Source organism: Pseudomonas sp. efr-133-TYG-103a (genome assembly GCF_030209235.1).
GTDB lineage: Bacteria > Pseudomonadota > Gammaproteobacteria > Pseudomonadales > Pseudomonadaceae > Aquipseudomonas.
In genome coordinates, this window is the sequence record NZ_JARVSK010000013.1 from 1 (window position 1) to 24,287 (window position 24,287).

General features: G+C 60.0%; 24 protein-coding genes. 9 read left to right on the forward strand and 15 right to left on the reverse strand.

Annotated features, from left to right (window positions below; translation table 11 throughout):
• Positions 1–54: 54 nt before the first annotated feature.
• The 6 genes from msrQ to QRN36_RS11420 all read right to left on the reverse strand — a co-directional run bounded on the left by msrQ (position 55) and on the right by QRN36_RS11420 (position 6,035).
• Positions 55–675: a protein-methionine-sulfoxide reductase heme-binding subunit MsrQ gene (gene msrQ / locus QRN36_RS11395; RefSeq protein ID WP_285424174.1), complete on the reverse strand. Its 621-nt coding sequence runs from the start codon at positions 673–675 to the stop codon at positions 55–57.
• A complete protein-coding gene (msrP, locus tag QRN36_RS11400) occupies positions 675–1,688 on the reverse strand; it encodes a protein-methionine-sulfoxide reductase catalytic subunit MsrP (protein ID WP_285424175.1) in 1,014 nt (337 codons plus the stop codon). Before msrP ends, msrQ begins: the two co-directional genes overlap by 1 nt.
• A gap of 61 nt (positions 1,689–1,749) precedes the next feature.
• On the reverse strand, positions 1,750–2,598 hold the full coding sequence (gene pssA, locus QRN36_RS11405) for a CDP-diacylglycerol--serine O-phosphatidyltransferase (protein WP_074759257.1): 849 nt from the start codon (positions 2,596–2,598) through the stop codon (positions 1,750–1,752).
• Between the two features lie 153 nt (positions 2,599–2,751).
• Positions 2,752–3,768, reverse strand: coding sequence for a ketol-acid reductoisomerase (ilvC, locus tag QRN36_RS11410; RefSeq protein WP_093469287.1), 1,017 nt, complete (start codon positions 3,766–3,768; stop codon positions 2,752–2,754).
• A gap of 48 nt (positions 3,769–3,816) precedes the next feature.
• Positions 3,817–4,308 (reverse strand): acetolactate synthase small subunit, encoded by a 492-nt coding sequence (gene ilvN, locus QRN36_RS11415; protein ID WP_093469284.1) that lies wholly within the window; start codon positions 4,306–4,308, stop codon positions 3,817–3,819.
• Positions 4,309–4,310: 2 nt separating this feature from the next.
• Entirely contained in the window at positions 4,311–6,035 is a 1,725-nt protein-coding gene (locus QRN36_RS11420; protein WP_285424178.1) for an acetolactate synthase 3 large subunit, read from the reverse strand.
• A gap of 412 nt (positions 6,036–6,447) precedes the next feature.
• Here QRN36_RS11420 and QRN36_RS11425 point away from each other — a divergent pair, with 412 nt between their 5' ends.
• A complete protein-coding gene (locus QRN36_RS11425) occupies positions 6,448–6,873 on the forward strand; it encodes a DUF4124 domain-containing protein (protein WP_285424179.1) in 426 nt (141 codons plus the stop codon).
• Between the two features lie 2 nt (positions 6,874–6,875).
• Here the strand turns inward: QRN36_RS11425 and QRN36_RS11430 are convergent, their stop codons facing one another.
• From QRN36_RS11430 to mrcB, 3 genes are read right to left on the reverse strand one after another with little or no spacing between them, the layout of a single operon-like run.
• Positions 6,876–7,205, reverse strand: a complete 330-nt coding sequence (locus QRN36_RS11430) for a YqcC family protein (protein WP_285424180.1) — start codon at positions 7,203–7,205, stop codon at positions 6,876–6,878.
• Positions 7,198–7,959, reverse strand: coding sequence for a M48 family metallopeptidase (locus tag QRN36_RS11435; RefSeq protein WP_093469276.1), 762 nt, complete (start codon positions 7,957–7,959; stop codon positions 7,198–7,200). Before QRN36_RS11435 ends, QRN36_RS11430 begins: the two co-directional genes overlap by 8 nt.
• 16 nt (positions 7,960–7,975) lie before the next feature.
• On the reverse strand, positions 7,976–10,297 hold the full coding sequence (mrcB, locus tag QRN36_RS11440; RefSeq protein ID WP_285424182.1) for a penicillin-binding protein 1B: 2,322 nt from the start codon (positions 10,295–10,297) through the stop codon (positions 7,976–7,978).
• Between the two features lie 132 nt (positions 10,298–10,429).
• On the opposite strand from mrcB, the gene QRN36_RS11445 reads away from it, so the two are divergent.
• The 3 genes from QRN36_RS11445 (at position 10,430) to QRN36_RS11455 (ending at position 12,941) form a co-directional block, all read left to right on the forward strand.
• Positions 10,430–11,965 carry a bifunctional aminoglycoside phosphotransferase/ATP-binding protein gene (locus QRN36_RS11445; RefSeq protein ID WP_285424183.1) on the forward strand — a complete coding sequence of 512 codons (1,536 nt, stop codon included), beginning with the start codon at positions 10,430–10,432 and terminating at the stop codon, positions 11,963–11,965.
• Between the two features lie 99 nt (positions 11,966–12,064).
• Positions 12,065–12,409, forward strand: coding sequence for a pentapeptide repeat-containing protein (locus QRN36_RS11450; protein WP_285424184.1), 345 nt, complete (start codon positions 12,065–12,067; stop codon positions 12,407–12,409).
• A 235-nt stretch (positions 12,410–12,644) separates the two neighbouring features.
• A complete protein-coding gene (locus tag QRN36_RS11455; protein ID WP_285424351.1) occupies positions 12,645–12,941 on the forward strand; it encodes a TfoX/Sxy family protein in 297 nt (98 codons plus the stop codon).
• Positions 12,942–13,137: 196 nt separating this feature from the next.
• Here QRN36_RS11455 and deoC read toward each other — a convergent pair whose 3' ends face one another.
• From deoC to QRN36_RS11475, 4 genes are all read right to left on the reverse strand, one after another.
• Positions 13,138–13,899 carry a deoxyribose-phosphate aldolase gene (gene deoC, locus QRN36_RS11460; RefSeq protein ID WP_285424185.1) on the reverse strand — a complete coding sequence of 254 codons (762 nt, stop codon included), beginning with the start codon at positions 13,897–13,899 and terminating at the stop codon, positions 13,138–13,140.
• A 175-nt stretch (positions 13,900–14,074) separates the two neighbouring features.
• Complete coding sequence (locus QRN36_RS11465; protein ID WP_373568735.1) at positions 14,075–14,839, reverse strand: heme ABC transporter ATP-binding protein; 765 nt, start codon at positions 14,837–14,839, stop codon at positions 14,075–14,077.
• The gene (locus tag QRN36_RS11470; RefSeq protein ID WP_285424186.1) at positions 14,839–15,876 is read right to left on the reverse strand and encodes an iron ABC transporter permease; all 1,038 of its coding nucleotides are present in this window, start codon (positions 15,874–15,876) and stop codon (positions 14,839–14,841) included. Before QRN36_RS11470 ends, QRN36_RS11465 begins: the two co-directional genes overlap by 1 nt.
• Entirely contained in the window at positions 15,873–16,772 is a 900-nt protein-coding gene (locus QRN36_RS11475) for a hemin ABC transporter substrate-binding protein (RefSeq protein ID WP_285424187.1), read from the reverse strand. The genes QRN36_RS11470 and QRN36_RS11475 overlap by 4 nt, the downstream gene beginning before the upstream one ends.
• A gap of 173 nt (positions 16,773–16,945) precedes the next feature.
• Between QRN36_RS11475 and QRN36_RS11480 the strand changes: the two genes are divergently transcribed.
• Positions 16,946–17,284 (forward strand): Rieske 2Fe-2S domain-containing protein, encoded by a 339-nt coding sequence (locus QRN36_RS11480; RefSeq protein WP_285424353.1) that lies wholly within the window; start codon positions 16,946–16,948, stop codon positions 17,282–17,284.
• Here the strand turns inward: QRN36_RS11480 and sfsA are convergent.
• Together sfsA and QRN36_RS11490 are read right to left on the reverse strand one after the other, a co-directional pair.
• Positions 17,253–17,996, reverse strand: a complete 744-nt coding sequence (gene sfsA, locus QRN36_RS11485; protein ID WP_285424188.1) for a DNA/RNA nuclease SfsA — start codon at positions 17,994–17,996, stop codon at positions 17,253–17,255. The genes QRN36_RS11480 and sfsA overlap by 32 nt on opposite strands.
• Entirely contained in the window at positions 17,996–19,168 is a 1,173-nt protein-coding gene (locus QRN36_RS11490; protein WP_285424189.1) for a pyridoxal phosphate-dependent aminotransferase, read from the reverse strand. Before QRN36_RS11490 ends, sfsA begins: the two co-directional genes overlap by 1 nt.
• Before the next feature lie 353 nt (positions 19,169–19,521).
• Between QRN36_RS11490 and dksA the strand changes: the two genes are divergently transcribed.
• The 4 genes from dksA (at position 19,522) to QRN36_RS11510 (ending at position 24,276) form a co-directional block, all read left to right on the forward strand.
• Positions 19,522–19,968, forward strand: a complete 447-nt coding sequence (gene dksA, locus QRN36_RS11495) for an RNA polymerase-binding protein DksA (RefSeq protein ID WP_093469246.1) — start codon at positions 19,522–19,524, stop codon at positions 19,966–19,968.
• Positions 19,969–20,146: 178 nt separating this feature from the next.
• Positions 20,147–21,034 carry a tRNA glutamyl-Q(34) synthetase GluQRS gene (gluQRS, locus tag QRN36_RS11500; RefSeq protein WP_285424190.1) on the forward strand — a complete coding sequence of 296 codons (888 nt, stop codon included), beginning with the start codon at positions 20,147–20,149 and terminating at the stop codon, positions 21,032–21,034.
• A 127-nt stretch (positions 21,035–21,161) separates the two neighbouring features.
• A complete protein-coding gene (locus tag QRN36_RS11505) occupies positions 21,162–21,338 on the forward strand; it encodes a hypothetical protein (RefSeq protein ID WP_002552060.1) in 177 nt (58 codons plus the stop codon).
• Complete coding sequence (locus QRN36_RS11510) at positions 21,322–24,276, forward strand: sensor histidine kinase (RefSeq protein WP_285424191.1); 2,955 nt, start codon at positions 21,322–21,324, stop codon at positions 24,274–24,276. Before QRN36_RS11505 ends, QRN36_RS11510 begins: the two co-directional genes overlap by 17 nt.
• The last annotated feature ends 11 nt before the right edge of the window (positions 24,277–24,287 follow it).

The window sequence follows — 24,287 nt, forward strand, 5'->3', positions numbered from 1 at the left end:
GCGCCGGAAGTGGGGCGAATTATAGAGACATTGAGAGGGGCGTCAAGCACTAATTCAAACTTTTCTCGCCGCATCCAATTTAGGGGCTCTTCGCCGCGATAAGCGACCTGCAATCACAGGAAGCCGCAAGAGAAGAAGAAGCGCGCCGATGCTCGCATAAATGGACCACTCTTTGAGATCAGCCCGGACAATCCAGAACATATGCAGCAGACCAAGGCCCAGCACTGCATAGATAAGCCTGTGCAACTTCTTCCACCGAGTGCCAAGTCGGCGCTGACTATAGCGGTTGGAAGTAACGGCCAGTGCCAGAAGACAGAGAAAAGCCAGCGTCCCGACGATAATGTAGGGCCGCTTGACCAACTCCACGCCAAGCTGAGCCCAATCGAAACCTAGAATGAAGAAACTATAAGCCAGCATGTGCAGCACGACATACGCGAAACACCACAGCCCAAGCTGACGACGCACCGCGATCCAGCCCGCCCAGCCGGTGATGCGCTGCAGCGGGGTCATGGCCAACGTTACCAGCAACACGATCAGCGTACCCAATCCAAACCGGTCGACCAGCGCCTTGCCCGGATCAGGCCCGAGATCGAGAATCCATGCCTGATGGAACCACAGCGCCGGCGCAACACATGCCGCGACGAAAACAGACAGACGCCAGAACCAGAACCGCATCAATAATTCTTCCGCAAATCCATACCCGTATAGAGAGAGGCGACCTGCTCCCCATACCCGTTGAACATTTCGGTTTGCCGTATGTTGGGGCTAAACAGGCTGCCCGGCAGACGCCGCTCGTGGGCCTGAGTCCATCGCGGGTGATCGACCGTTGGATTCACGTTGGCGTAGAAACCGTATTCGTTGGCCGCGATGCTCTGCCAGGTCGTCTTCGGCTGTTCGCTCACAAGACTGATGCGCACGATTGATTTCACGCTTTTGAAGCCGTACTTCCATGGAACGACCAGGCGCAACGGAGCCCCGTTCTGGTTCGGGAGCTCGCGTCCATACATGCCGACCGCGAGGATTGCCAACGGATTCATTGCCTCATCAAGGCGCAGCCCTTCTACGTAAGGCCAGTCAATCAAGGCAAAGCCGGAACGCTGCCCGGGCATGCTCTGTGGATCCTGCAGTGTTTCGAAACGGATGTACTTCGCGCTGGAAGTAGGCTCGACCTGCTTGAGAAGCTCGGATATCGGAAACCCGATCCACGGGATGACCATCGACCAGGCCTCGACACAACGAAGCCGATAGATTCGCTCCTCCAGCTGGTAAGGCTTGATGAAGTCTTCGAGCGCGTACCTGCCCGGCTTGCCGACCTCCCCGTCGATGACCACGCTCCACGGCTCGGTCTTCAGCGATCCGGCATTGAGCGCAGGATCGCCCTTGTCGGTGCCGAACTCATAGAAGTTGTTGTAATGCGTGGCGTCCTTGTACGGCGTGATGGCTTCGTCTTTAACCGTGACGGCCTGCCACCGGGTCGCGGTCAGCCTGGTTTTGAGCCAGGCAGGGGCTGCGCCCGGGTCGACGCCGGCATACTGCGAAACCTCGTCCGCCAAGGACCAGCGTGGCAGCGCACTGGCGGCGAATCCGGCAAAGGTTGCGCCGAGCACGGCACGGCGAGAAAGGTAAAGGGATTCAGGCGTAACGTCCGACTCTTTGCAATCGGACGCTGATGGCGACTTGATCAGCATACTGACTCCGCAGCGATAGAGAACTGATGTACCTATGACTGCGGAGTATGCGGGAAATTGATTACTTATGCCGACGCAGGCGCAGCAGATACTGGATCGGGCCCGAGGCAGCGTAGCCCAGGAAGATCAGCAACAGAATGCGCGGCGGATCACTGAACACCACGGCAAACACCAGCACGACGGCCAGGATGGCGACAAAAGGCACCCGGCCTTTGAGGTCCAGTTCCTTGAAGCTGTTGTACTTGATGTTGCTGACCATGAGCATGCCCGCTGCGGCAACCAGCAACGCGACCAGGAAGGACAGCTTGGAGCCTTGAATCCCGTAATCGCTGAACGCCCAGACCGTACCGGCCACGACGCCGGCAGCAGCCGGGCTGGCGAGTCCGATGAAGTAGCGCTTGTCGGCCTTGCCCACTTGGGTATTGAAGCGCGCCAGACGCAACGCAGCGCCTGCCACATAAATGAAGGCGACCATCCAGCCAACCTTGCCCATGTCGCCAAGTGCCCAGCCGAACGCCAGCAGCGCCGGCGCCACGCCGAAGGCGACCATGTCGGAGAGCGAATCGTATTCAGCGCCGAATGCACTCTGCGTATTGGTCATCCGCGCCACGCGACCATCCAGGCCATCGAGCACCATCGCCACGAAGATGGCGATCGCTGCGAACGCGAAATATTTACTCGCGCCGACCTGATCGCCCGCACTCATTGCGCTCTGAGCGCTCATGGCACTGATGATGGCGTAGAAACCGGCAAACAGGTTCGCGGTGGTAAACAGGTTGGGCAGCAGATAAATACCGCGATGACGGACCTTGCGCCCTTCGGCATCGTGCCCTTCTTCAATATGTTCATCGATCGGTAGCAGGCTTTCGGCGTCAGAGGCCTTGTTCGGCTCTTCGGGACGTTCGCTCATGGACAACACCTTGCAGCTGGGAAATTTCGACAAGTGCTCGCGGCGCCACTGCGCCGGCAAACGATGCAGCTTTATACCAGATGAGCCCCCATAACGAAAAAGCGCGACCCGAAGGCCGCGCTTTTCGTAAACCGGAACCAGATTGCGTGACGCTTAGTTCTTGGTCTGGTCGACGATTTTGTTCTTCGCGATCCAAGGCATCATCGAGCGCAGTTGCTCACCGATGATCTCGATGCCGTGAGCCTTGTTGTTACGACGCTTGGCGGTCATCGACGCATAGTTGCTGGCGCCTTCGGCGATGAACATCTTCGCGTACTCACCGTCCTGGATGCGCTTCAGAGCGTTGCGCATGGCCTGACGGGATTCGGCGTTGATGACTTCAGGACCGGTCACGTATTCGCCGTATTCGGCGTTGTTGGAGATCGAGTAGTTCATGTTGGCGATACCGCCTTCGTACATGAGGTCAACGATCAGTTTCAGTTCGTGCAGGCACTCGAAGTACGCCATTTCTGGCGCGTAACCCGCTTCGACCAGCGTTTCGAAACCGGCTTTCACCAGCTCGACGGTACCACCGCACAGAACAGCTTGTTCGCCGAACAGGTCAGTTTCGGTTTCATCTTTGAACGTGGTTTCGATGATGCCGGTACGGCCACCGCCCACGCCCGAAGCGTAAGACAGCGCGACGTTTTTGGCGTTGCCCGAGGCGTCCTGGTAAACAGCGATCAGGTCAGGGATGCCGCCGCCCTTGACGAATTCGGTACGTACGGTGTGACCTGGCGCTTTTGGCGCGATCATGATCACGTCCAGATCAGCGCGTGGCACGACCTGGTTGTAGTGAATCGCGAAACCGTGGGAGAAGGCCAGGGTGGCGCCTTTCTTGATGTTCGGCTCGATTTCGTTCTTGTACAGCTGGGACTGGAACTCGTCCGGGGTCAGGATCATGACCAGGTCAGCAGCGGCAACGGCGGTAGCGACGTCAGTCACTTTCAGGCCGTGGGCTTCAGCCTTGGCGACAGTGGCCGAACCTTTGCGCAGACCAACGGTGACATCAACGCCGGAGTCTTTCAGGTTGCACGCTTGGGCGTGGCCCTGCGAACCGTAACCGATGATGGCAACTTTTTTGCCCTGGATGATCGAAAGGTCGCAGTCTTTGTCGTAATAAACTTTCATGAAATTCCCCTGTTATCTCGGCCGTTCAGGCCATTCGCTAAATGTAGGTTAGATGCTCAGCACTTTGTCGCCGCGGGCAATGCCCGTGACGCCGCTGCGTACTGTTTCCAGGATGGCAGTGGTGCCGATGGCCTGGATGAAGCTGTCCAGTTTGTCGCTCGTCCCTGTCAGCTGCACGGTATAAACGCTGCTGGAAACATCGACGATCTGCCCACGGAAAATATCGGTGGTGCGCTTGATCTCGGCACGTTGAGCACCGGTGGCCTTCACCTTGATCAGCATCAGCTCACGCTCGATATGGGCGCTTTCCGACAGATCCACCAACTTGACCACTTCAACCAGCTTGTTGAGGTTCTTGGTGATCTGCTCGATCACCTCATCGTGCCCGACGGTCGTCAGCGTCAGACGCGACAGGGTCGGGTCTTCGGTGGGCGCCACGGTCAGGCTTTCGATGTTGTAGTTACGCTGCGAAAACAGCCCGACGACGCGAGACAAGGCACCCGGTTCGTTTTCCAGCAGTAGCGAAATGATGTGCCGCATGGTTATGTCCGCTCCGTCTTGCTCAGCCACATGTCACGCATCGAGCCGTCTCTGATTTGCATCGGATAAACGTGCTCGGCGACGTCGACCTGGATGTCGAGGAACACCAGGCGATCCTTCATGGCGAACGCTTCTTCCATTTTCGGCTTCAGGTCTTTCAGATCGGTGATCTTCATGCCGACGTGGCCATACGCCTCGACCAGCTTCACGAAGTCAGGCAGCGACTCCATGTAGGAATGCGAGTGGCGGCCGCTGTAGCTCATGTCCTGCCATTGACGAACCATGCCGAGCACGCCGTTGTTGAGCAGGATGATCTTCACCGGCAGGTTGTATTGCAGGCAGGTCGACAGTTCCTGGATGTTCATCTGGATGCTGCCCTCGCCTGTCACGCAGGCGACGTCTGCATCCGGAAAGCTCAGCGCAACGCCCATGGCCGCCGGCAGACCGAAGCCCATCGTGCCCAGGCCGCCAGAGTTGATCCAGCGGTTAGGCTTGTTGAAGCGGTAGTACTGAGCCGCAAACATCTGGTGCTGACCCACGTCGGACGAAACGTAAGCATCGCCCTTGGTGACTTCGCACAATGTTTCGATGACCGTCTGAGGCTTGATCAGGCTGCCGTCGCCACGGTTGTACGGGAACAGATCCCCACCGGCACGCCACTCATCGATTTGCTTCCACCAGGTAGCCACCGAATCCTTGCTTGGCGTCTCGCCGATTTCCTTGAGGGTCGTGACCATCTCGGTCAGAACGCTCTCGACCGGACCGACGATAGGCACGTCAGCCTTGATGGTCTTGGAGATCGACGCCGGGTCAATATCGATGTGGATGACTTTGGCGTTCGGACAGAACTTCGATGGCCCGTTGATGACGCGGTCGTCGAAGCGTGCGCCGACAGCCAGAATCACGTCAGCGTGGTGCATCGCAAGGTTGGCGGTGTAGCTGCCGTGCATGCCGAGCATGCCGACGAACTGGCGATCGGTACCCGGGTAGGCGCCGAGACCCATCAGCGTATTGGTCACCGGAGCATTAAGAAGCTGTGCCAGTTCGGTCAGTTGCGCCGAGCCATTGCCCATGACTACGCCGCCGCCGGCGTAGATGATCGGGCGCTTGGCCGCGACCAGCATTTCCACGGCTTTGCGGATCTGACCGGAGTGACCACGAACAGCCGGGCTGTAAGAACGCAGCTTGGCTTTCTTGGGGAATACGTATTCGAACTTCTCGGCCGGGTTGGTCATGTCTTTCGGAATGTCGACAACGACAGGACCAGGACGGCCGGACTGCGCCAGGTAGAAGGCCTTTTTGAGAACTTCCGGGATTTCCGACGGGTGTTTGATCATGAAGCTGTGCTTCACGATCGGCCGGGAGATACCGATCATGTCGGTTTCCTGGAATGCGTCGGTCCCCACCATGGTGCTCGGAACCTGACCCGACAGCACGACCATCGGGATCGAGTCCATGTAGGCCGTGGCGATACCGGTGATCGCATTGGTGGCGCCGGGACCAGAGGTCACCAGGACCACGCCCGCTTTGCCGGTGGCACGAGCATAACCGTCGGCCATGTGAGTGGCAGCCTGTTCGTGACGAACGAGGATGTGGCTCACAGCCGGTTCTTTGAACAGCGCGTCGTAAATATGCAGGAGGGCACCACCCGGGTACCCATAGATATGCTCAACGCCTTCGTCACGCAAAAAGCGGACGACCATTTCAGCGCCAGATAAAAGCTCCACGTTGTTCACCTCTAAAACGCCAGAATACCGTCCACACAAACGAGGAGACGGGTCTTAATAGGTTTACTGCAAAGCAGAGCATGAGCGACGGTGGTCGCCGACTACGTCAGCACTGACTGAGCAAGTATTGGGATCGCCCCTTAAGTGTTTCGGGGTCTTCCCACCCAGCGCGAGGTAACGCGTTGCGGGTGTTACAGGTCGGCGCGGGTGTGCGCCTCATGATCTACCGAGACGGTCTGCTTCTGGCAGTCCCTCTACAGCGAACTTTGGATTGTTCTGATTCGCTCCCTGCAAGTCAAGTCATCCATGCGCTTTCTTCACCCACCGGGCATGAAAAAGCACCGAATGAGGTCGTCGTGGCAGGCTTGTGATAGTTTTCCGCCAGACAGCCACAGACGTTAAGGAAGCAGCAATGCGCTGGATGATTTTTGCCGCCACGCTGGCATGTGCGGTCAGCCCGGTGGTCAGTCAGGCGGCCCAGATCTATAAATGGGTCGACGCCCAGGGCGTGACTCACTTCGACGCGCAGCCGCCGGCAGGACAGCCTGCGCAAGAGATCGAGACGCAAAAGCCCGTCGCACCGCCTCCGCCTTCACCTTCGCAGTCCAGCGGCGCCGAAGAACAGCAAGCCACGGACGCGAAGATCAGAAGGCAGGTCGCGGCCCAGGATGCCAAGCGCAAGGAGGCGTGCGAAAGACAGCGCACCAACCTTGCGCAGCTACAGAACAATCCGCGAGTGCGCGAAGAAGTGAATGGAGAATTCCGGCGTTTTACCGAGGAGGAACGTCAGGCGCGTATCGTCGAGGTCAAGCAGTACCTCGACGACAACTGCAACTGAGGTCAGGTCGATTCAGTGATCAGGCGGTCGAACTGAGCCAGCAGGGCTTGCAGCTCACGGGTTTCGCGAGCGCGGGTGGCGTACACCATCTGCGCCATTTCCAGGATGCCGGAGGCGCTGGGCAGCGCCAGGTCCTGCTCAAGAATGGTCTTCATGCGTGGCAGGAAAATCCACTGCAGCCATTGATCGAAATCCAGCGTATCGACACAAAACGGCTCGCGGCTGGCGAGCTCTTCGTCGCTGGGCGGCACCTCCCTCCACCAGCCCAGCACACGAAGCTCGCGTTCGATCAACAGCAGTTGGTCAGCGATCTCCGGGAAGCGTTTATCCATTGGCTTTCTGCCGCGCCAAGGCTGCACCGGCCGCATCGCCCTGCTTCTCGCGTGATTGCGCGATCAGTCCCCAAAGGCTCGCCTGAAGACTGGCGCGGCCATTGGCATAGGTCAGGCCGCGACGGGCCAGTTGCTCGGCCTGCGGGGCGTCGCCCTGAGCCAGGCGAACCTGTGCCAGACGATAGAGAACCTGAGGTTCACGCGGAGCGACCCGCTGAGCGCGCTCGAGGCTGGAGGCTGCGCCGTTGAGATCGCCGCTGCTCTGCTGCTGTTGAGCGGTGGTCAGCAAGGCCAGCACCGGGCCATCAAGCTGCTCGTCAGCTGACAGGCCACCGCTGGACGCCGACGGGATGCCGGTCGGCGCCGATGAAGATGGCATGTTGTAGGTGTTGCTGGTAGCCGCTGGCGGGGTATACGTGCTGCCCGCCGGCGCCTGATTGACCGGTGAAGTATCGATCGGGGCGGTGCTGATGGGGGCGTTATTGCTCGGCGGCACGAATGTCGAGATCGGCGCAGCACTGGCATTAGCGCCGCCTGGCACCATCACCACAACGCCTGAATCCTCGGGAATGGCCTGAGGCTGAGCCTGGTTCTGGACCGGCGCGCGATAGGTGTTGTTGCGGTTCGATGAAACGCGCTCGCTGTTGGACACGCGCGACCCGGAGTCCACCACCGGAATGGCGCTGCGCGTCTGACTTGCACAACCGTTAAGCAAAGCCAAGGCCGTTAAAGCCGGAATCCACCACTTGTTCACTTGACACCCTCTTTGCTTAGTTCAACCAGCCTTTGACCCAGTCCATCACCGAATCGGCAGGCGCTGACGGTCCACCGCATGTCGGGCCGGGTTGCGGCTCACTGCCGCGAATATACGGCATCTGCACAGCGTTCGGGCAGCTTGGATCGGTGCCCTGTCCGGTGCTCGCATTGACCCACGCCTGCACGACGTTGTCAGGCATCGCCATGTCCAGCGGCAGCGGATCGGCTTTTTTCATGAAGCTGGTCCAGATCTGCAACGCGCCAGTCGCACCGGTGAACGGCGTCTTGCCGTTATCGTCGCGCCCCATCCAGACAATCGCCAGCAGATCCTGACTGAAACCTGCAAACCAGCTGTCTCGGGAGTCGTTCGTGGTGCCGGACTTGCCCGCCAGATTCAGCGTGCTCGGCAAGACGTTGTACACCGACTTGCCTGTGCCTTCACGCATGACCCGCTGCATGGCGTTCTGCAGGAGATAGATCGAACCCGGATCGAAACGCTGCTGGATCTGGAACGGATAACGTTTGAGCGGCTCGCCCTCCGCCGTGAGCACGCTGCGGATCCCGCGCAATGGCGTATTGAAACCACCGCTGGCGATCGTCTGGTACATCGTCGCGACTTCTATCGGGCTCAAGGCGCCAGCGCCCAGCAGCATCGACGGGAACGTCGGCCAGTCACGGGTCACGCCCAGCTTGGTCAGCGTCTTGAAAACATTCGGCACGCCCAGATCAAGCCCCAGCTTGGCGCTCGACAAGTTGTAAGAATGCGCCAGCCCCTGGTACAGGAAGATATTCCCGTGGGCCTTGTGATCAAAGTTCTGCGGTTTCCAGATCTGGCCATCCGCACCTTTCACCTGAAACGGCTCGTCTGGCACCCAACTGGTGAGGGTGTACTGTTGAGGCCGCTCCAGCGCAGTCAGGTAGATAGCCGGCTTGACCAACGAGCCAATCGGCCTGACCGCATCCAGCGCCCGATTGAAGCCGGCAAAGCCCGCCTGCCGGCTGCCGATCAGCGCCTGAACCTCGCCAGTCTCGGGGTTGGTCACGACCATCGCCGTTTCCATTTCGTCCGCGCCCTTGCGCCCCGCAATCTTCGCGAAGCTCTCACGCACTGCAGCTTCGGACTTCATTTGCAGGATCGGATCGAAGCTGGTGAAGATCCGCAGCCCTTCCTCGGTCAAGTCTTCGTCCCGGTAGTCCTGACGCAACTGGCGTTTGACCAGATCGAGGAAGTCCGGGAACGAGCTGTCGGCCAAAGAACCTGTCTTGGTGACGCCCAGCGGCATTTTCTTCGCCGCCGCCACCGCTTCAGGCGTGGCGACGCCTTGCTGCTCCAGCAGGTCCAGCACCAGATTTCGCCGCTCCAACGCACGGTCCGGGTTGCGACGCGGGTTGTAATAAGAAGGCCCTTTGACCAGACCGACCAGCAACGCCACCTGATGCAGCTTCAGCTCGGACAGCGGCTGACTGAAGAAATACTGACTCGCAAGGCCAAAGCCGTGCACCGCACGCTGACCATCCTGACCGACGAACACTTCGTTCAGGTAAGCCTCGAGAATCTCCTGCTTGCTGTAATGGATCTCCAGCAGCACAGCCATCATCGCTTCGGTGAGCTTACGCGTAATGCTGCGCTCGTTGGTCAGGTAAAAGTTTTTCACCAACTGCTGAGTCAGCGTCGACCCGCCCTGGCGCATCTGGCCTGCCGATGCGTTGACCCAGAAGGCACGGGCGATGGACTTCGGCGATACGCCAAAGTGGTGGTAGAAATCGCGGTCTTCGACGGTGACCAGCGTGTCGAGCAGATAAGGCGGCGCCTGATCGAGCTTGATGAGGATCCGGTCTTCAAGGTTCTTCGGATACAGCCCGCCGATCATCAGCGGTTCAAGGCGCGCGACGGCGAGCTTGGAGCCGTTGGCCGCGGTCAGGTCGGCGACGTAGTCCCCGGAGAAGCGCACGTGAATCTGCTGTGCAGGATCGGCGCCCTCATAAAACTGAAAACCGCGGGTATTGAGATCGACGCTGTTGCCGTTCACCGACGCAGCGCCGGGCCCGTTGGCGACGCTTTCACGGCGATAGCCCAGCGCATCGAGTTCGATCAGGAAGTCGTCGCGCGACAGCTTCTGGCCGACGAACAATTCCAGCGGACGAGCGTAGACCTTGGCCGGGATCGTCCAGCGCTTGCCGGAGAATTTCTCCTGGACGATGGAGTCCAGGTAAACGGCGAAGCAGGCCAGGATCACCAGGCCGACAAGACTGAGTTTCAGGGCCCAGCCCAACAGGCTGCGAACGCGGCTGTTGGCGGGTTTCGGGGATTTTTTGGAAGTACGGGATCGGGTCATGGCGGCGGATTATACGCACTTTCCAAGTCATCGGCAGAGCCGCTCACAGCGGTTTGCAGCGATGCGCCAAGCGGCCATAATGGCCGCCTTCAGACACTTCTCCACCGATTTGTAATCTTTCAAGGATCGTCCGTGAGCCAGACATTGATAGCAGCCCTGCAAAACCCCGCTCTGTTTCCACATCCGGTGGAGCAGTTCCAGCTCATTGAAACGCATATTTCCTGGGTGCTGCTCACGGGCCCTTATGTTTACAAGATGAAAAAGCCGGTCAATTTCGGCTTCCTCGATTTCACCACGCTGGCCGACCGCAAGCATTTCTGCGAGCAGGAATTGATGCTCAACCAGCGCCTGACCGAAGATTTGTATCTGCAAGTGCTGCCAGTGACCGGCACTGCCGAAGCGCCGCAGCTGGGCGGTGAAGGCGAGGCCATCGAATACGTTCTGAAAATGCGCCAGTTCCCTCAGAATGGTTTGCTCAGCACGCTGCAAACCAACGGCGAACTGACCACGGCGCACATCGACGACATGGCCAGACAGGTCGCCGAGTTTCATCTGAAGGCGCCAGTGGTGGCGGTCGATAAGCCGTATGGTTCGCCAGACAGCGTGATGGCGCCTGTCGTACAGAACTTCGAGCAGATTTTGCCGTTCCTGAGCGAAAAGGCTGACTTGATCCAACTGCAGGCCCTGGAAGCCTGGGCGAAAACCAGCTTCGAGCGCCTCAAGCCTCTGATGGCGCAACGCAAGCTCGAAGGCTTCACCCGCGAGTGCCACGGCGACATCCATCTGGGCAACGCCACATTGATCGACGGCAAGGTCGTGATCTTCGACTGCATCGAATTCAACGAGCCGTTCCGCATGACCGACGTGTACGCCGATGTCGGGTTTCTTGCGATGGACCTGGAAGACCGCGGCCTGAAAAGCCTTTCGCGTCGCTTCGTCAGCCAGTATCTGGAGCTCACCGGCGACTATGCAGGCCTGGAACTGCTTAACTTCTACAAAGCGTATCGGGCGCTGGTCCGCGCCAAGGTCGCCCTGTTCAGCCTCTCAGCCGATGCCGATCACGTGCAGCGCGCCACCACGCTACGCCAATATCGCAACTACGCCAATCTGGCGGAAAGCTACAGCGCAATTCCATCGAATTTCCTGGCGATCACTCATGGCGTCTCCGCCGTTGGGAAAAGCCATGTGGCCATGCGCCTGGTCGAAGCGCTGGGCGCCGTTCGCCTGCGTTCCGATGTCGAGCGCAAGCGCCTGTTCAAAGACCGCAAGGACCTGTACTCCGCCGATGCGAGCGATGCAACTTACGCGCGCCTGAACGAGCTGGCGGCGGTCGTCCTGCATGCGGGGCTGCCGGTCGTGATCGACGCCACGTACCTGAAACTGGAGCAACGTCTCGCGACGGCGCACATTGCCGAATCGACCGGCGCGCCCTTCCTGATTCTCGACTGCGCGGCGCCTAAAGCCGTCATCCAGGGCTGGCTGGCCCAACGTCAGGCACACAATCAGGACCCTTCCGACGCGACGATAGAGGTCATCGAAGCTCAGCTTGCCAGCCGCGAGCCTCTGACTGCGGACGAAATCCTGCGCAGCCGGCATGTTGAAACCAATATCAGCGGCGATCTGGACAGGCTGGTCACTGACATTCGCCAGCGCCTGCCAGGGCTTTAAGGCAGGACTTCACCGGTGGTCGAGTCGTGGAGATATCGCTTCACGGCTCGAGAATAGTGGCATTATAATGGCGTCAGAATTCCAACAAGGGGACGCCAGATGAACCAGCCCAAGCAGCTCGACTCACCGCTGTTCGCTTTACTGCGCAAAGACGACATCACCGCTTTCAATCTCCAGCGCCCCAAAACAGGCCCCATCGATTTGTCCGGCGGCGACTTTCGCGGTCTTGACCTTCGCGAACTCAACGCTGCCGATATCGATTTCAGCGATGCGTATTTTCGCTCTGCGGATCTGCGCGGCGTTGACTTCCGCACCACGCTGCTCGAAGGCGCCAGCATTGCTCACGCTCAGATTTCCGGGGCGTACTTTCCACCCGAACTGAGCGCGGACGAGATCCTCATGTCAGTCAACTTCGGCACTCGCCTGCGTTACCGCACCCGCTAAGTCCTGATTCCCACAGCAAAAACACCGACGCCCTGCATGAGCCCTCATGCCGGGCCCGTGCCGTGCTGCCTGCCATTGAATGACCGTTCGGCGCCTTGAGCCGACTTTTGCAGGTCATCACCTTCCGCACCCGCCATCGCAACTACACTCATTCTTACGGCTTGTCCTGAAGTTTGCGTCAAGTCCTGGAGCTGTTTAACAAGGAGCTACAGTCACAAGGACGCATGTCATGATCATGGATGATGAACTGCAACGCATGAAAAATCTGGGGAAGACCTCGGCTCAATGGCTGCATGCTGCAGGCATACATAACGCGGCCGACCTTCGTCGTGTTGGCGCCATTCACGCTTATCGCGCCGTCAGAACCAAAGGCTTTCGCGCCTCGAAAGTACTTCTCTACGCGCTTGAAGGCGCGCTGCTCGACCTGCACTGGTGCGATTTATCCATCGAACGAAAAAACTCGCTCAATCAACAGCTTGAAAGACTGGGCAATCGGCAGGCTGCTGCTCATGTCATGCAGGCAGGAAAATAGTTTGGGATTGCCTGTTGACTTACAAATGAGAATCACTATGATTATCACATCCAGTCGCGAGACTGGCCGGTAACCTGAATGGCTCCTTGGTTCGGACGTTCAGATTATCTCCTCATCAGGCTAATCACGGTTTTTGACCCGGCTTTTTGCCGGGTCTTTTTTTGCCCGAAGAAAAGAGAACAGCGGCCGAGAAGCGCTACGAACCCACACCCAGATGCAGCAACAGATCATCCAGCAGACTCGTCGCACCCAAACGCAACCTCCCCTGCTCCAGCCAGAAATCGCCGAATCGGGCGCTGGCCTGCTCCATGTAAACCTGCGCCTCTGCCAGTGTGCGTACATTGCCCGAAGCCTTCAGCCCGACATGCGCGCCTGTCTCGGCGATGGCTTCAAGCAGGATGCGGCTGGCTTGCGGGGTGGCGCTGACGATCTGCTTGCCTGTGCTGGTTTTCAGAAAGCCAGCGCCTTCCTGAATGGCGACCCGACACACGCCGTAAATCATTTGCGGATCCCGCAGCACGCCGGTCTCCAGCGTGATGGTCAGATTGGCGCGTCGGGTGCATTTCGCCTTACAGGCCGCGATCATTTCGCCACCGATGTGCTTATTGCCACCCAACAGCGCATGGAACGGATAGACCAGATCGATTTCGTCAGCGCCCGCCAGAATGGCCGCCTGGGTTTCCGACTCCACGGATGCGATCATCGGGCTTCCGCCGGGGAAATTGACCGCCGCGACTACTTTGACGTCTCGCGCCCGCAGGTTATCGAGCGTGCGCCGCGCCAGTCCTGCGAATCGGGGCAGAACGCACACGGCGGCCACATCCCCGACAGGCGTGAGCGCGCGTTGGCATAACGCGATGATCCGTTCCTGAGTGTCATCGGCGTTCAACGATGTCAGCTCCATCAAGCCAATCGCCTGCTGTGCCAACGCTTCGCTGTTGTCGTTTACTGCGTTCATCCCGCCTCCTCGATGCTGTCGTTGAGCGGACGATAATCCAGCGAGGGTACGAAGAAAGGGTCTCGGGACGGCGAGAGAGTCAGCCTACGCGAGTATCGGAAATGTCCTTAGGACATTGCCTGCAAGCGCAGTGTTTAGAAAGGGCGCCGAGCGCGCAGCAGACCTGGCCGCTGGCTCAACGCGTAATCACCAGCGGATGGCCTCGCTCGGGATGAGGCTGCACCAGTACGTCCAGCCCGAACACCGACTTCAGCGGCTCGGGCGCCAGCACGACCTGCGGCGACCCTGACAGATAAGGTCGACCGTTTTCGAGCAGCAACAGGTGGTCACAGTAGCGCGCAGCCAGGTTCAGATCGTGCAGGATGACCAGCACGGCACCACCGCGATCGGCAAATTCACGTACGGCCTGCAAGGTGGTGTGTTGGTGCAAGGGGTCGAGCATGGACGTCGGCTCATCCAGCAACAGCGTCTGGGCGCCCTCGCCCCCTCCCAATTGTGCCAGCACTCGCGCCAGATGCACCCGCTGACGCTCCCCCCCTGACAAGGTCAGGTAATTGCGATCCTGCAGATGAAGCGAGTCGACTGCCTCAAGTGACGCACGAATGATCTCGGCATCGCGTTCCCGGCCCGTATCGTGTGGCAGTCGCCCCATGGCGATCACCTCATGGACGTTGAATGCAAAGCTCAACGTCGAGCTCTGCGGCAAAACCGCCAGGCGCCGCGCGCGCTCACGACCGCTCCATTCAGCCAGCGCGCGGTTGTCCAGGCTGACCCGCCCTTTCGCGGTTTTCAGTTCACCACTCATGGCGCCGAGCAGCGTGCTCTTTCCTGCGCCGTTCGGACCGAGCACACCAAGAATTTCGCCTGGGGCAAGCGTCAGGTCGACATTCATCAGGACGTCCTTGCCGTCCCGGTGAACGCAGAGGTTTTCGGCGATCATCAGGTCCGCCCTCTGACCAGCAGGAATAAAAAGAAGGGCGCGCCGAGGAATGCCGTCACGATACCGATCGGCAACTCCGCCGGAGCCAGCACCAGACGGGCAAAGACGTCGGCGAACAGCAGCAGGCTCGCACCAGCCAGCGCCGACGCAGGCAACACCACCCGATGATCGGGGCCTGCGATCAGCCGGACCAGATGCGGCACGATCAGACCGACAAACCCGATCAGTCCGGCCGCCGCCACGGCCGCGCCCACGCCGAGCGCGATGCACAGGATCAATTCGCCCTTGAGACGCTCCACCTCGATACCCAGGTGACGCGCTTCGGACTCACCCAGCAACAGCGCGTTCAACGCTTTCGCCCGACGCGGCAGCCAAACGATCACGAGCACGCAGACCAGCAACAGCGGCCACAAACGCGCGTAACTCGCGCCGTTGAGCGTGCCCAGGTTCCAGAATGTCAGCGTGCGCAACGTCGCGTCGTCCGCCAGATACGTGAAAAGCCCGATGATTGAGCCGGCCAGCGCCGTCATCGCCACGCCCGCCAGCAACATGATGCCGACGCTGGTCTGGCCATCGCGCCTGCCTAGCCGGTAAACGATACCGGTCACCATCAATCCGCCAGCGAAGGCACAGAGGGAAAGCAGATACGGTGCGAAGGCTTCCGGCAGCCCACCCAGTGAAGCGGCTGCCACAATGGCGACGGCCGCGCCGAGTGCTGCGCCGCTGGAAACGCCAACCAGACCGGGGTCGGCCAGTGGATTGCGAAACAGGCCTTGCATCGCGACGCCAGACAGCGCCAGCACCGCGCCCACCGCCAGACCGAGCAACGTGCGTGGCAGACGGATCTGGCCAAGGATCAATTCGGCTTGCTGCAAGTCGTGGCCGGCAATCGGAAAGCCGAGCAGGCGCAGGCCGGCGCGCAAGGTATCCATCAGCGGCAGACTGACCGGCCCTAGCGCAAGAGACAGCCACACGGCCAGTAGACACGCCACGCTCAGCACGATGAACAGCGTTCGCGGTTGCAGGATGACCCTCATTGAGCGGGCGACACCTTGGCGTTGATGGAGGTATCTGCAGGATAGAAGGCTTTGCTCAAGTGCTTGATCGCCTCAGGCAGACGTGGGCCCAAGCCACCCACCAGCAGCGTTGGGTCGATTTCCACGAATCTGTTGTCACGCGCAGCCCGAGAGGCCGCCAGTACCGGGTTCTGCTTGAGCAGGGCGTCACGCGCCGAAGCGCCATTCTGGGCGCGGTCGGTGAACACCATCACCTCGGGACTGAGCCCCGCCATGGCCTCGGCGGAGAAAATCTTATAACCGCTGTGGGTGGCCAGATTGCGGCCTCCAGCCTGCTTGATCAACCAGTCGCCCACGGTCCCTGCGCCTGCAACCATGGGCGCGGCGCCCGCATGACTGACCAGCAGCAACACGCCAGGGGCCGACTGATGCTGTTGCGCCTGATCGACCCACGTGTGCTGACTGTCCAGTTGCCGCGCGAAGCTCTCGCTGAGACGACGGGCCTCATCCTGTTTGCCGAGCAATGAGCCAAGCGTTTCCAGATTACCTTTCAGTGCAGACACATCAGCGCTGGCAGATAACACTTGCACCTTGATGCCGGCAGCACGCAATTGTTCGATGACAGCGGGAGGCCCCATTTCTTCGGTCCCGACAAGAATGTCCGGACGCAGACTGAGGATGCCTTCCGACGACATCTGACGCTGATAACCGATGCTGGGCAGCGTTTTCAGCGTCTGCGGGTGCTGGCTGGTGGTGTCGACGCCGACCAGATACGACTCGCCGCCCAATGCCACGACCCACTCGGTCAACGCGCCCCCGGCGCTGACCCAGCGTTGCGGCGATGGAGTGTCGGCCAAGGCCAGGTTCGCAATCACCAGGCCGGTCAGGATCGCGGTCAGTCGGGTCATGAAACGCATAACGGGGAGATCCCTTATAAGGAAGGCGAAACGGAGTGCGCTTGTCAGCGGTTCCTCTGGTACGTCGTGTCGACTCGCGATTCAGCAAGCTGGCACACTGTCGATGCTGCAGGTCGAAGCCGGGCAATTTGATAATTATTTGCATTTACGCGTCAAGCGCGAAGGAGCCTACGCTGAAATACCTGTGCAACAGCGACCGCGTCAAAGAGGGCAAAAGCGTTGGCTTTGAGGTCGAGGGCCTGGCGCTGATGGCAATCCGTCGCGCCGGGCAGATTTACGTCTACCGCAATCGCTGTCCTCATCGGGGCGTGGCACTGGAATGGCAGCCGGACCGGTTTCTGGACAGCAGCGCCAGCCTGATTCAGTGCGCCACTCACGGCGCCCTGTTTCTCATAGAAAGCGGCGAATGCGTCGCGGGCCCCTGCGAGGGTCAGGCCCTGGGCGCAATCGCCTGCGCCGAAGATGCGGACGGTGTGTGGATCAATCTGCCAGAACAGGCACGGGATGATTGAGATCATGCAGATGGATCTGTAGTCGCCGGTCGATGCGCGCTTCGTCGGGCGTCAACTGCACCCCATACGCCAGGACCTCCACACCGGCCGCAACGGCTTCGCGCAGGGCTGCCGCGTAGGCGGCGTCGATCTCTTCCGCCGGCCGTACACCCTCGACACCCGTCAGGTTCACGCAATACAGCAGCACTGCCCGCACGCCTTCCCGCGCCAGCGTCGCCAATTCACGCAAATGTTTGGCGCCGCGCTGGGTGACGGCGTCAGGAAATGCCGCGACATTGCTGTCGTCAAAACCCAGCGTCACGCTCTTCACTTCAAGAAACAGCGGGCCCAGGGGGTAATCCAGACGAAAATCGACGCGACTGTTTTCCTGCCCGTAAGCGACTTCGCGCTTGATTGCAGTAAACCCGTTCAGTTCTGTGATCACGCCTGCCAGCAGCGCCTCTTCCACCAGCTTGTTGGCACGGCCGGTGTTGACGCACGCGAAGCGACCTTGAGGTGTTTCGCTGATCTCCCACGTGCCGGGCAGCTTGCGTTTGGGACCATTGGAGCGGCTGAACCAGACCCGGCCGCCCGGCATCATGCAATTGAACATGGAACCGGTGTTGGGGCAGTGAATGGTCAGCGTTTCGCCGCTTGGGGTTTCGATATCGGCCAGGAACCGCTTGTAGCGCTGGATCAGCCGAGCTTCTTCGAGAGGAGGAGAAAAACGCATCAGCCTTGCCAGCTCCGCAGGCCACGTCCGATCCGCTCCACGGCTTCCTGCAGGCGCGGCAGGCTTTGCGTGTAAGCGAAACGCACGTGATGGCCGGCCTGATAGCGGCCAAAATCAAGCCCGGGAGTAAACGCGACGTGCTCGGTTTCCAGAAAATGCCGGCAGAATGCGAACGCATCACCGCCGAAGGTGCTGATGTCCGCATATAGATAGAACGCGCCTTCCGGCTCGACGGCGATATTGAAGCCCAACTCACGCAATGCAGGCAGCAGGAAGTCCCGACGCTTACCGAATTCGGCACGACGCTCTTCGAGGATAGCCAGCGTTTGCGGCTCGAAACAGGCCAGGGCAGCACTCTGCGCCATGCTCGGCGCGCTGATGTACAAGTTTTGAGCGAGTTTTTCCAGATCACCGACCGCGACTTCCGGAGCGACCAGCCAACCAAGACGCCATCCCGTCATGCCGAAATACTTTGAAAAGCTATTGAGCACAAAAGCGTCGTTATCCACTTCCAGGACACTGGCCGCGTCGGTGCCGTAGGTCAGGCCGTGATAAATCTCGTCAACCACCAGATGCCCATCGCGCGCCTTGAGCGAGGATGAAAGCGCGGCAAGTTCATCACGATGCAGCAACGTACCTGTCGGGTTGGCCGGGGACGCGACCAGGGCGCCGACACTGTCCTCGTTCCAGTGGCTGGCGATCAGTTCAGGCGTGAGCTGGTAGCGGACGTCCGGGCCGACCGGCACCAATTGCGCAGCGCCCTCGACCAGACGCAGGAAGTGCCGGTTGCAGGGATATCCCGGGTCGGCCAACAACCAGTGCTTACCGGGATCGACCAGCAGACTGGTCGCCAGCAACAACGCGCCCGAACCGCCTGGAGTAATCAGGATCCGTCGCGGATCGATGTCCAGGCCATAACGGCTGGCGTAGTAGCCGGCAATCGCGTCGCGCAGTTCAGGCAGGCCACGGGCTGCGGTGTATCGGGTTTTTCCGGCTGCCAGAGCGGCCTGACCGGCTTTGACGATAGGTTCGGCCGTCGTGAAGTCGGGCTCGCCGATTTCGAGGTGAATGACATCGTGCCCCGCCGCCTGCAGTTCATTGGCCCGCGCCAGCAGTGCCATGACATGAAAGGGTTCGATGGCGCGACTGCGCGCACTGTAGGGCTGTGGCATTGGCCTTCCTTTAATGACGATTGTGCGAAACAAGCTGAGGATTCTACCCAAGCGACCAGCGCGCTACAGGATTTATCGACCGCCGCTTTGAAGTCCTGCAACCGACAATCCAGAAAACCGGGCGTTATCGCTGGAGGGGCTAGACTGATGGCACCGCAAAATAATATAAAACCCGACGCTCTGGCTGCGGTCATAGTTCACGGGCGCGTTGGAGAGCCAAGCTCGACAACCGGGAGTAGCGCGCCCCGATTCGATCTGGTAAGTTCGCCCGCTTGCAGCCGCAGGGCCGGCGGGTGTCGGCGATGGATCTTTACCCTGCGCAATGGCTTAGAAGAGTGAGAGGCGGTCCGTTCATGCCCACCGAAGAAAAGCAAAAAAGCAATTCAACAACGATCAGCGGTTTTACGCCGTACGTTGAGACGAAGGGCGAGGAATACATGGGCAAGCCCATGCGAGCCCACTTCACCAAGATCCTGAATAAGTGGAAACAGGACTTGATGCAGGAAGTCGACCGCACGGTTGATCACATGAAGGACGAAGCGGCCAACTTTCCTGACCCTGCTGACCGTGCGAGTCAGGAAGAAGAGTTCGCACTGGAACTGCGCGCACGCGATCGTGAACGCAAGCTGATCAAAAAGATCGACAAGACGCTGCAGTTGATCGAAGACGAAGAGTACGGCTGGTGTGAGTCCTGCGGCATCGAGATCGGCCTGCGCCGTCTGGAAGCCCGCCCGACTGCCGATATGTGCATCGACTGCAAGACGCTGGCTGAAATCAAGGAAAAACAGGTCGGTAAATGACCTCGGATTTTCTGTAATAAAGGACGCTTCGGCGTCCTTTGTTTTTTCCGGAAGTGCAGCTGGCAGGCCGGCCTGCCCGGGACGTGTATGAATCAGGACCGACACCCGCCATGCTCCTACAGGCATTGAGGTAACGTCCGGTTTTTCGCACATCTCATTTCCAGTACCATCAGCGCCCATGAACTCCCCTACCTATATAGGGCGCTTTGCGCCAACCCCCAGCGGCTATCTGCACTTCGGTTCCCTGGTCGCGGCGCTCGCGTCTTATCTCGATGCGCGCTCGGTCGGCGGCCAGTGGCTGATGCGCATCGAGGATCTGGACCCTCCCCGTGAGGAACCCGGCGCTCAGGCGGCCATTCTCAAAACCCTCGAAACCTATGGCTTCGAGTGGGATGGCGAGGTGGTCAGACAAAGCGACCGGCATGCGGCCTATCAGGAAATCATCGATCGCTGGTTCAGCTACGGGCTGGCGTACGCGTGCACCTGCTCGCGTAAACAGCTCGAGCCCTTCCATGGGATCTACCCCGGATTCTGCCGCAACGCCGGGCACTCGCCCGACAACGCCGCCATCCGCATTCGCGTGCCGGAGCTGGAATATCGTTTCGAGGACCGGGTACAAGGCGAATTTCGTCAGCACCTGGGCCGTGACGCGGGCGACTTCGTGATCCGCAGGCGCGACGGCCTGTACGCCTACCAACTGGCCGTCGTGCTGGATGACGGCTGGCAGGGCATCACCGATATTGTCCGGGGCGCCGACCTGCTCGACTCGACCCCGCGCCAGCTTTACTTGCAAGAACTGCTCGGCCTGCCGCAGCCTCGCTACCTGCACGTCCCGCTGATCACCCAGCCAGACGGGCACAAACTGGGTAAATCCTATCGATCCCCGCCGTTGCCGCCAGACCAGGCCACGCCCCTGCTGCTTCGGGCCTTGCGCGCCCTTGGTCAACCCGCGCCGGGCGAGCTGGCGTTCGCAACGCCCAGAGAAGTACTCGACTGGGGAATTGCACACTGGAACGCCGATCTGATTCCTCGCGTCGGCACGATCGAAGAAGCTCGAATAGACTGAGCCAGAGCGGTTGCTTCAAATCGCAGCACAAAAGGTGGCCGAAACGTCGCTTGCAGCCTGATAGCCATCCGTTACCATGCCGCTCCTTCGGGCTGTCGTGTCGGCGTCACTCACTCTAGGAGGCCAAATGTACATTTATCGATTGGTCCTGCTCCTGGTGGTAGGCATCTACCTGTTCTCCCCCGCCATCATGGATTGGTGGATCGACGCGACAGGCGCCTGGTACCGGCCTTATATGTTGTGGCTGATCCTCATCGTGGTGACCTTCATCCTGCAGAGCCAACGAGATGCCGATGAGCTTTAGCCTGACGCAGATGATCCTGATCAGCGCCGCGTACCTGCTGGTGCTGTTCAGCGTTGCCTGGGTCAGTGAGCGCGGTCTGATCCCACGCTGGATCATTCGCCACCCGCTGACCTACACGCTGTCGCTGGGCGTGTACGCCAGTGCCTGGGCGTTTTACGGTACGGTCGGCTTGGCTTATGAATACGGCTACGGGTTTCTGTCCAGCTATCTGGGAGTTTCCGGGGCGTTTCTGCTGGCGCCGGTGCTGCTTTACCCGATCCTGAAGATCACTCGCACTTACCAACTGTCGTCGCTGGCGGACCTTTTTGCGTTCCGCTTTCGCAGCACCTGGGCCGGAGCGCTGACGACGGTCTTCATGCTGCTGGGCGTTTTACCGCTGCTGGCGCTGCAGATCCAGGCCGTCGCCGACTCCATCGCGATCCTCACCCGCGAGCCGGTGCGCAATTACGTGGCGCTGGCGTTCTGCGTCCTGATCACGCTGTTCACGATTTTCTTCGGCTCACGCCATATCGCGACGCGGGAGAAGCACGAAGGGCTGGTGTTCGCCATTGCCTTCGAATCGGTGATCAAGCTGGTCGCCATCGGCGGCATCGGCATTTATGCGCTCTATGGCGTATTCGATGGCCCGCAGAGCCTCGAGCAATGGCTGCTGCAAAACCAGAGCGCTCTGGCCGCCCTTCACACGCCGCTGCAAGAAGGCCCCTGGCGGACACTGCTGCTGGTGTTCTTCGCATCGGCCATCGTCATGCCGCACATGTATCACATGACGTTTACCGAGAACCTCAATCCGCGCTCGCTGGTCAGCGCCAGCTGGGGCCTGCCGCTGTTCCTGCTGTTGATGAGCCTGGCCGTGCCGCTGGTGCTGTGGGCCGGGCTCAAGCTGGGCGCCACCACCAGCCCGGAATATTTCACCCTCGGCATCGGCATCGCCGCACACAACAAAAGCCTGGCGTTACTGGCTTATGTCGGCGGGCTGTCCGCCGCCAGCGGTTTGATCATCGTCACCACCCTGGCATTGTCGGGCATGGCGCTCAATCATCTAGTGCTGCCGCTCTATCAGCCGCCGGCCGAGGGCAACATCTATCGCTGGCTCAAATGGACCCGTCGCGGCCTGATCGTCGCGATCATCATGGCGGGCTACGGCTTCTATCTGATGCTGGGTGCCAAGCAGAATCTGGCCAACCTGGGCATCGTGGCATTTGTCGCCACCCTGCAATTCTTGCCGGGCGTGCTGTCAGTGCTCTACTGGCCGGCCGCCAATCGTCGTGGGTTCATGGCCGGCCTGATCGCCGGGATCGTGGTCTGGATGGTCAGCATGCTGTTCCCGCTGATCGGCAATTTCCAGGGGTTCTACATCCCGCTGCTCAACATGATCTACGTGCTCGACGACACCAGTTGGCACATGGCGGCCATCGCATCACTGGCGGCGAACGTGCTGGTGTTCACGCTGATTTCCCTGTTCAGCAATCCCAGTCCTGAAGAAGCGAGCGCCGCCGAGGCCTGCGCGGTGGATAACGTCCGGCGTCCGCAGCGTCGGGAGCTGCACGCGGTTTCGCCTCAGGAGTTCGCCACGCAGCTCGCCAAACCGCTGGGCGCGAAGGCTGCGCAGAAGGAAGTCGAGCAGGCGCTGCGCGATCTCTATTTGCCGTTCGACGAACGCCGTCCCTATGCATTGCGTCGCTTGCGCGACCGGATCGAGGCCAATCTCTCCGGTTTGATGGGACCAAGCGTGGCGCAAGACATGGTTGAAACCTTCCTGCCGTATAAATCGGGCAGCGAAAATTATGTGACCGAAGACATCCATTTCATTGAAAGCCGGCTTGAGGACTACCACTCGCGCCTCACCGGTCTTGCCGCCGAACTCGATGCCTTGCGCCGCTATCACCGGCAGACCTTGCAGGAGTTGCCAATGGGGGTCTGCTCTCTGGCCAAAGATCAGGAAATCCTGATGTGGAACAAGGCCATGGAAGAACTGACCGGTATCGGCGCCCAGCGCGTGGTCGGATCGCGCCTCGAAACCATTGTCGATCCCTGGAAACAGCTGCTGCTGGGCTTCATCAACGTCCCGGATGAACACTTGCACAAGCAGCGTCTGGCGCTGGATGGACAGACTCGCTGGCTCAATCTGCACAAAGCGGCAATCGACGAGCCCCTCGCGCCTGGTAACAGTGGTCTGGTGATTCTGGTCGAAGACCTGACCGACACGCAGATGCTCGAAGACAAGCTGGTGCATTCCGAACGTCTGGCCAGCATTGGCCGGCTCGCTGCGGGCGTGGCGCACGAAATCGGCAACCCGATCACCGGCATTGCCTGTCTTGCGCAAAACCTGCGTGAAGAACGCGAGGAAGACGGCGAGCTGACCGAAATCAGCAGCCAGATCCTCGAGCAAACCAAGCGGGTGTCACGCATCGTTCAGTCATTGATGAGTTTCGCCCATGCGGGCGGGCACCAACATGCAGACGAGGCCGTCTGTCTGGCCGAGGTCGCGCAGGACGCCATTGGTCTGCTCGCCCTGAATCGACGGAATTTCGAAGTGCAGTTCTATAACCTGTGCAACCCCGGCCACTGGGTCGACGGCGATCCGCAGCGGCTGGCGCAGGTTTTGATCAACCTTCTGTCCAACGCCCGTGACGCCTCACCTGCCGGCAGCGCGGTGCGTGTCAGAAGCGAAGCCTCCGAACATACGGTCGATTTGATCGTCGAAGACGAAGGCACCGGAATTCCCAAAGCAATCATGGATCGCTTGTTCGAACCGTTCTTCACCACCAAGGATCCGGGGGAAGGAACAGGACTGGGGCTCGCACTGGTCTATTCCATCGTTGAAGAGCATTATGGACAAATCACCATCGACAGCCCGGCTGACCCCGAGCATCAACGCGGAACCCGAATTCGGGTGACATTACCGCGACATGTCGAAGCGACGTCCGCTGTGAACTGAGACCGTCGAGA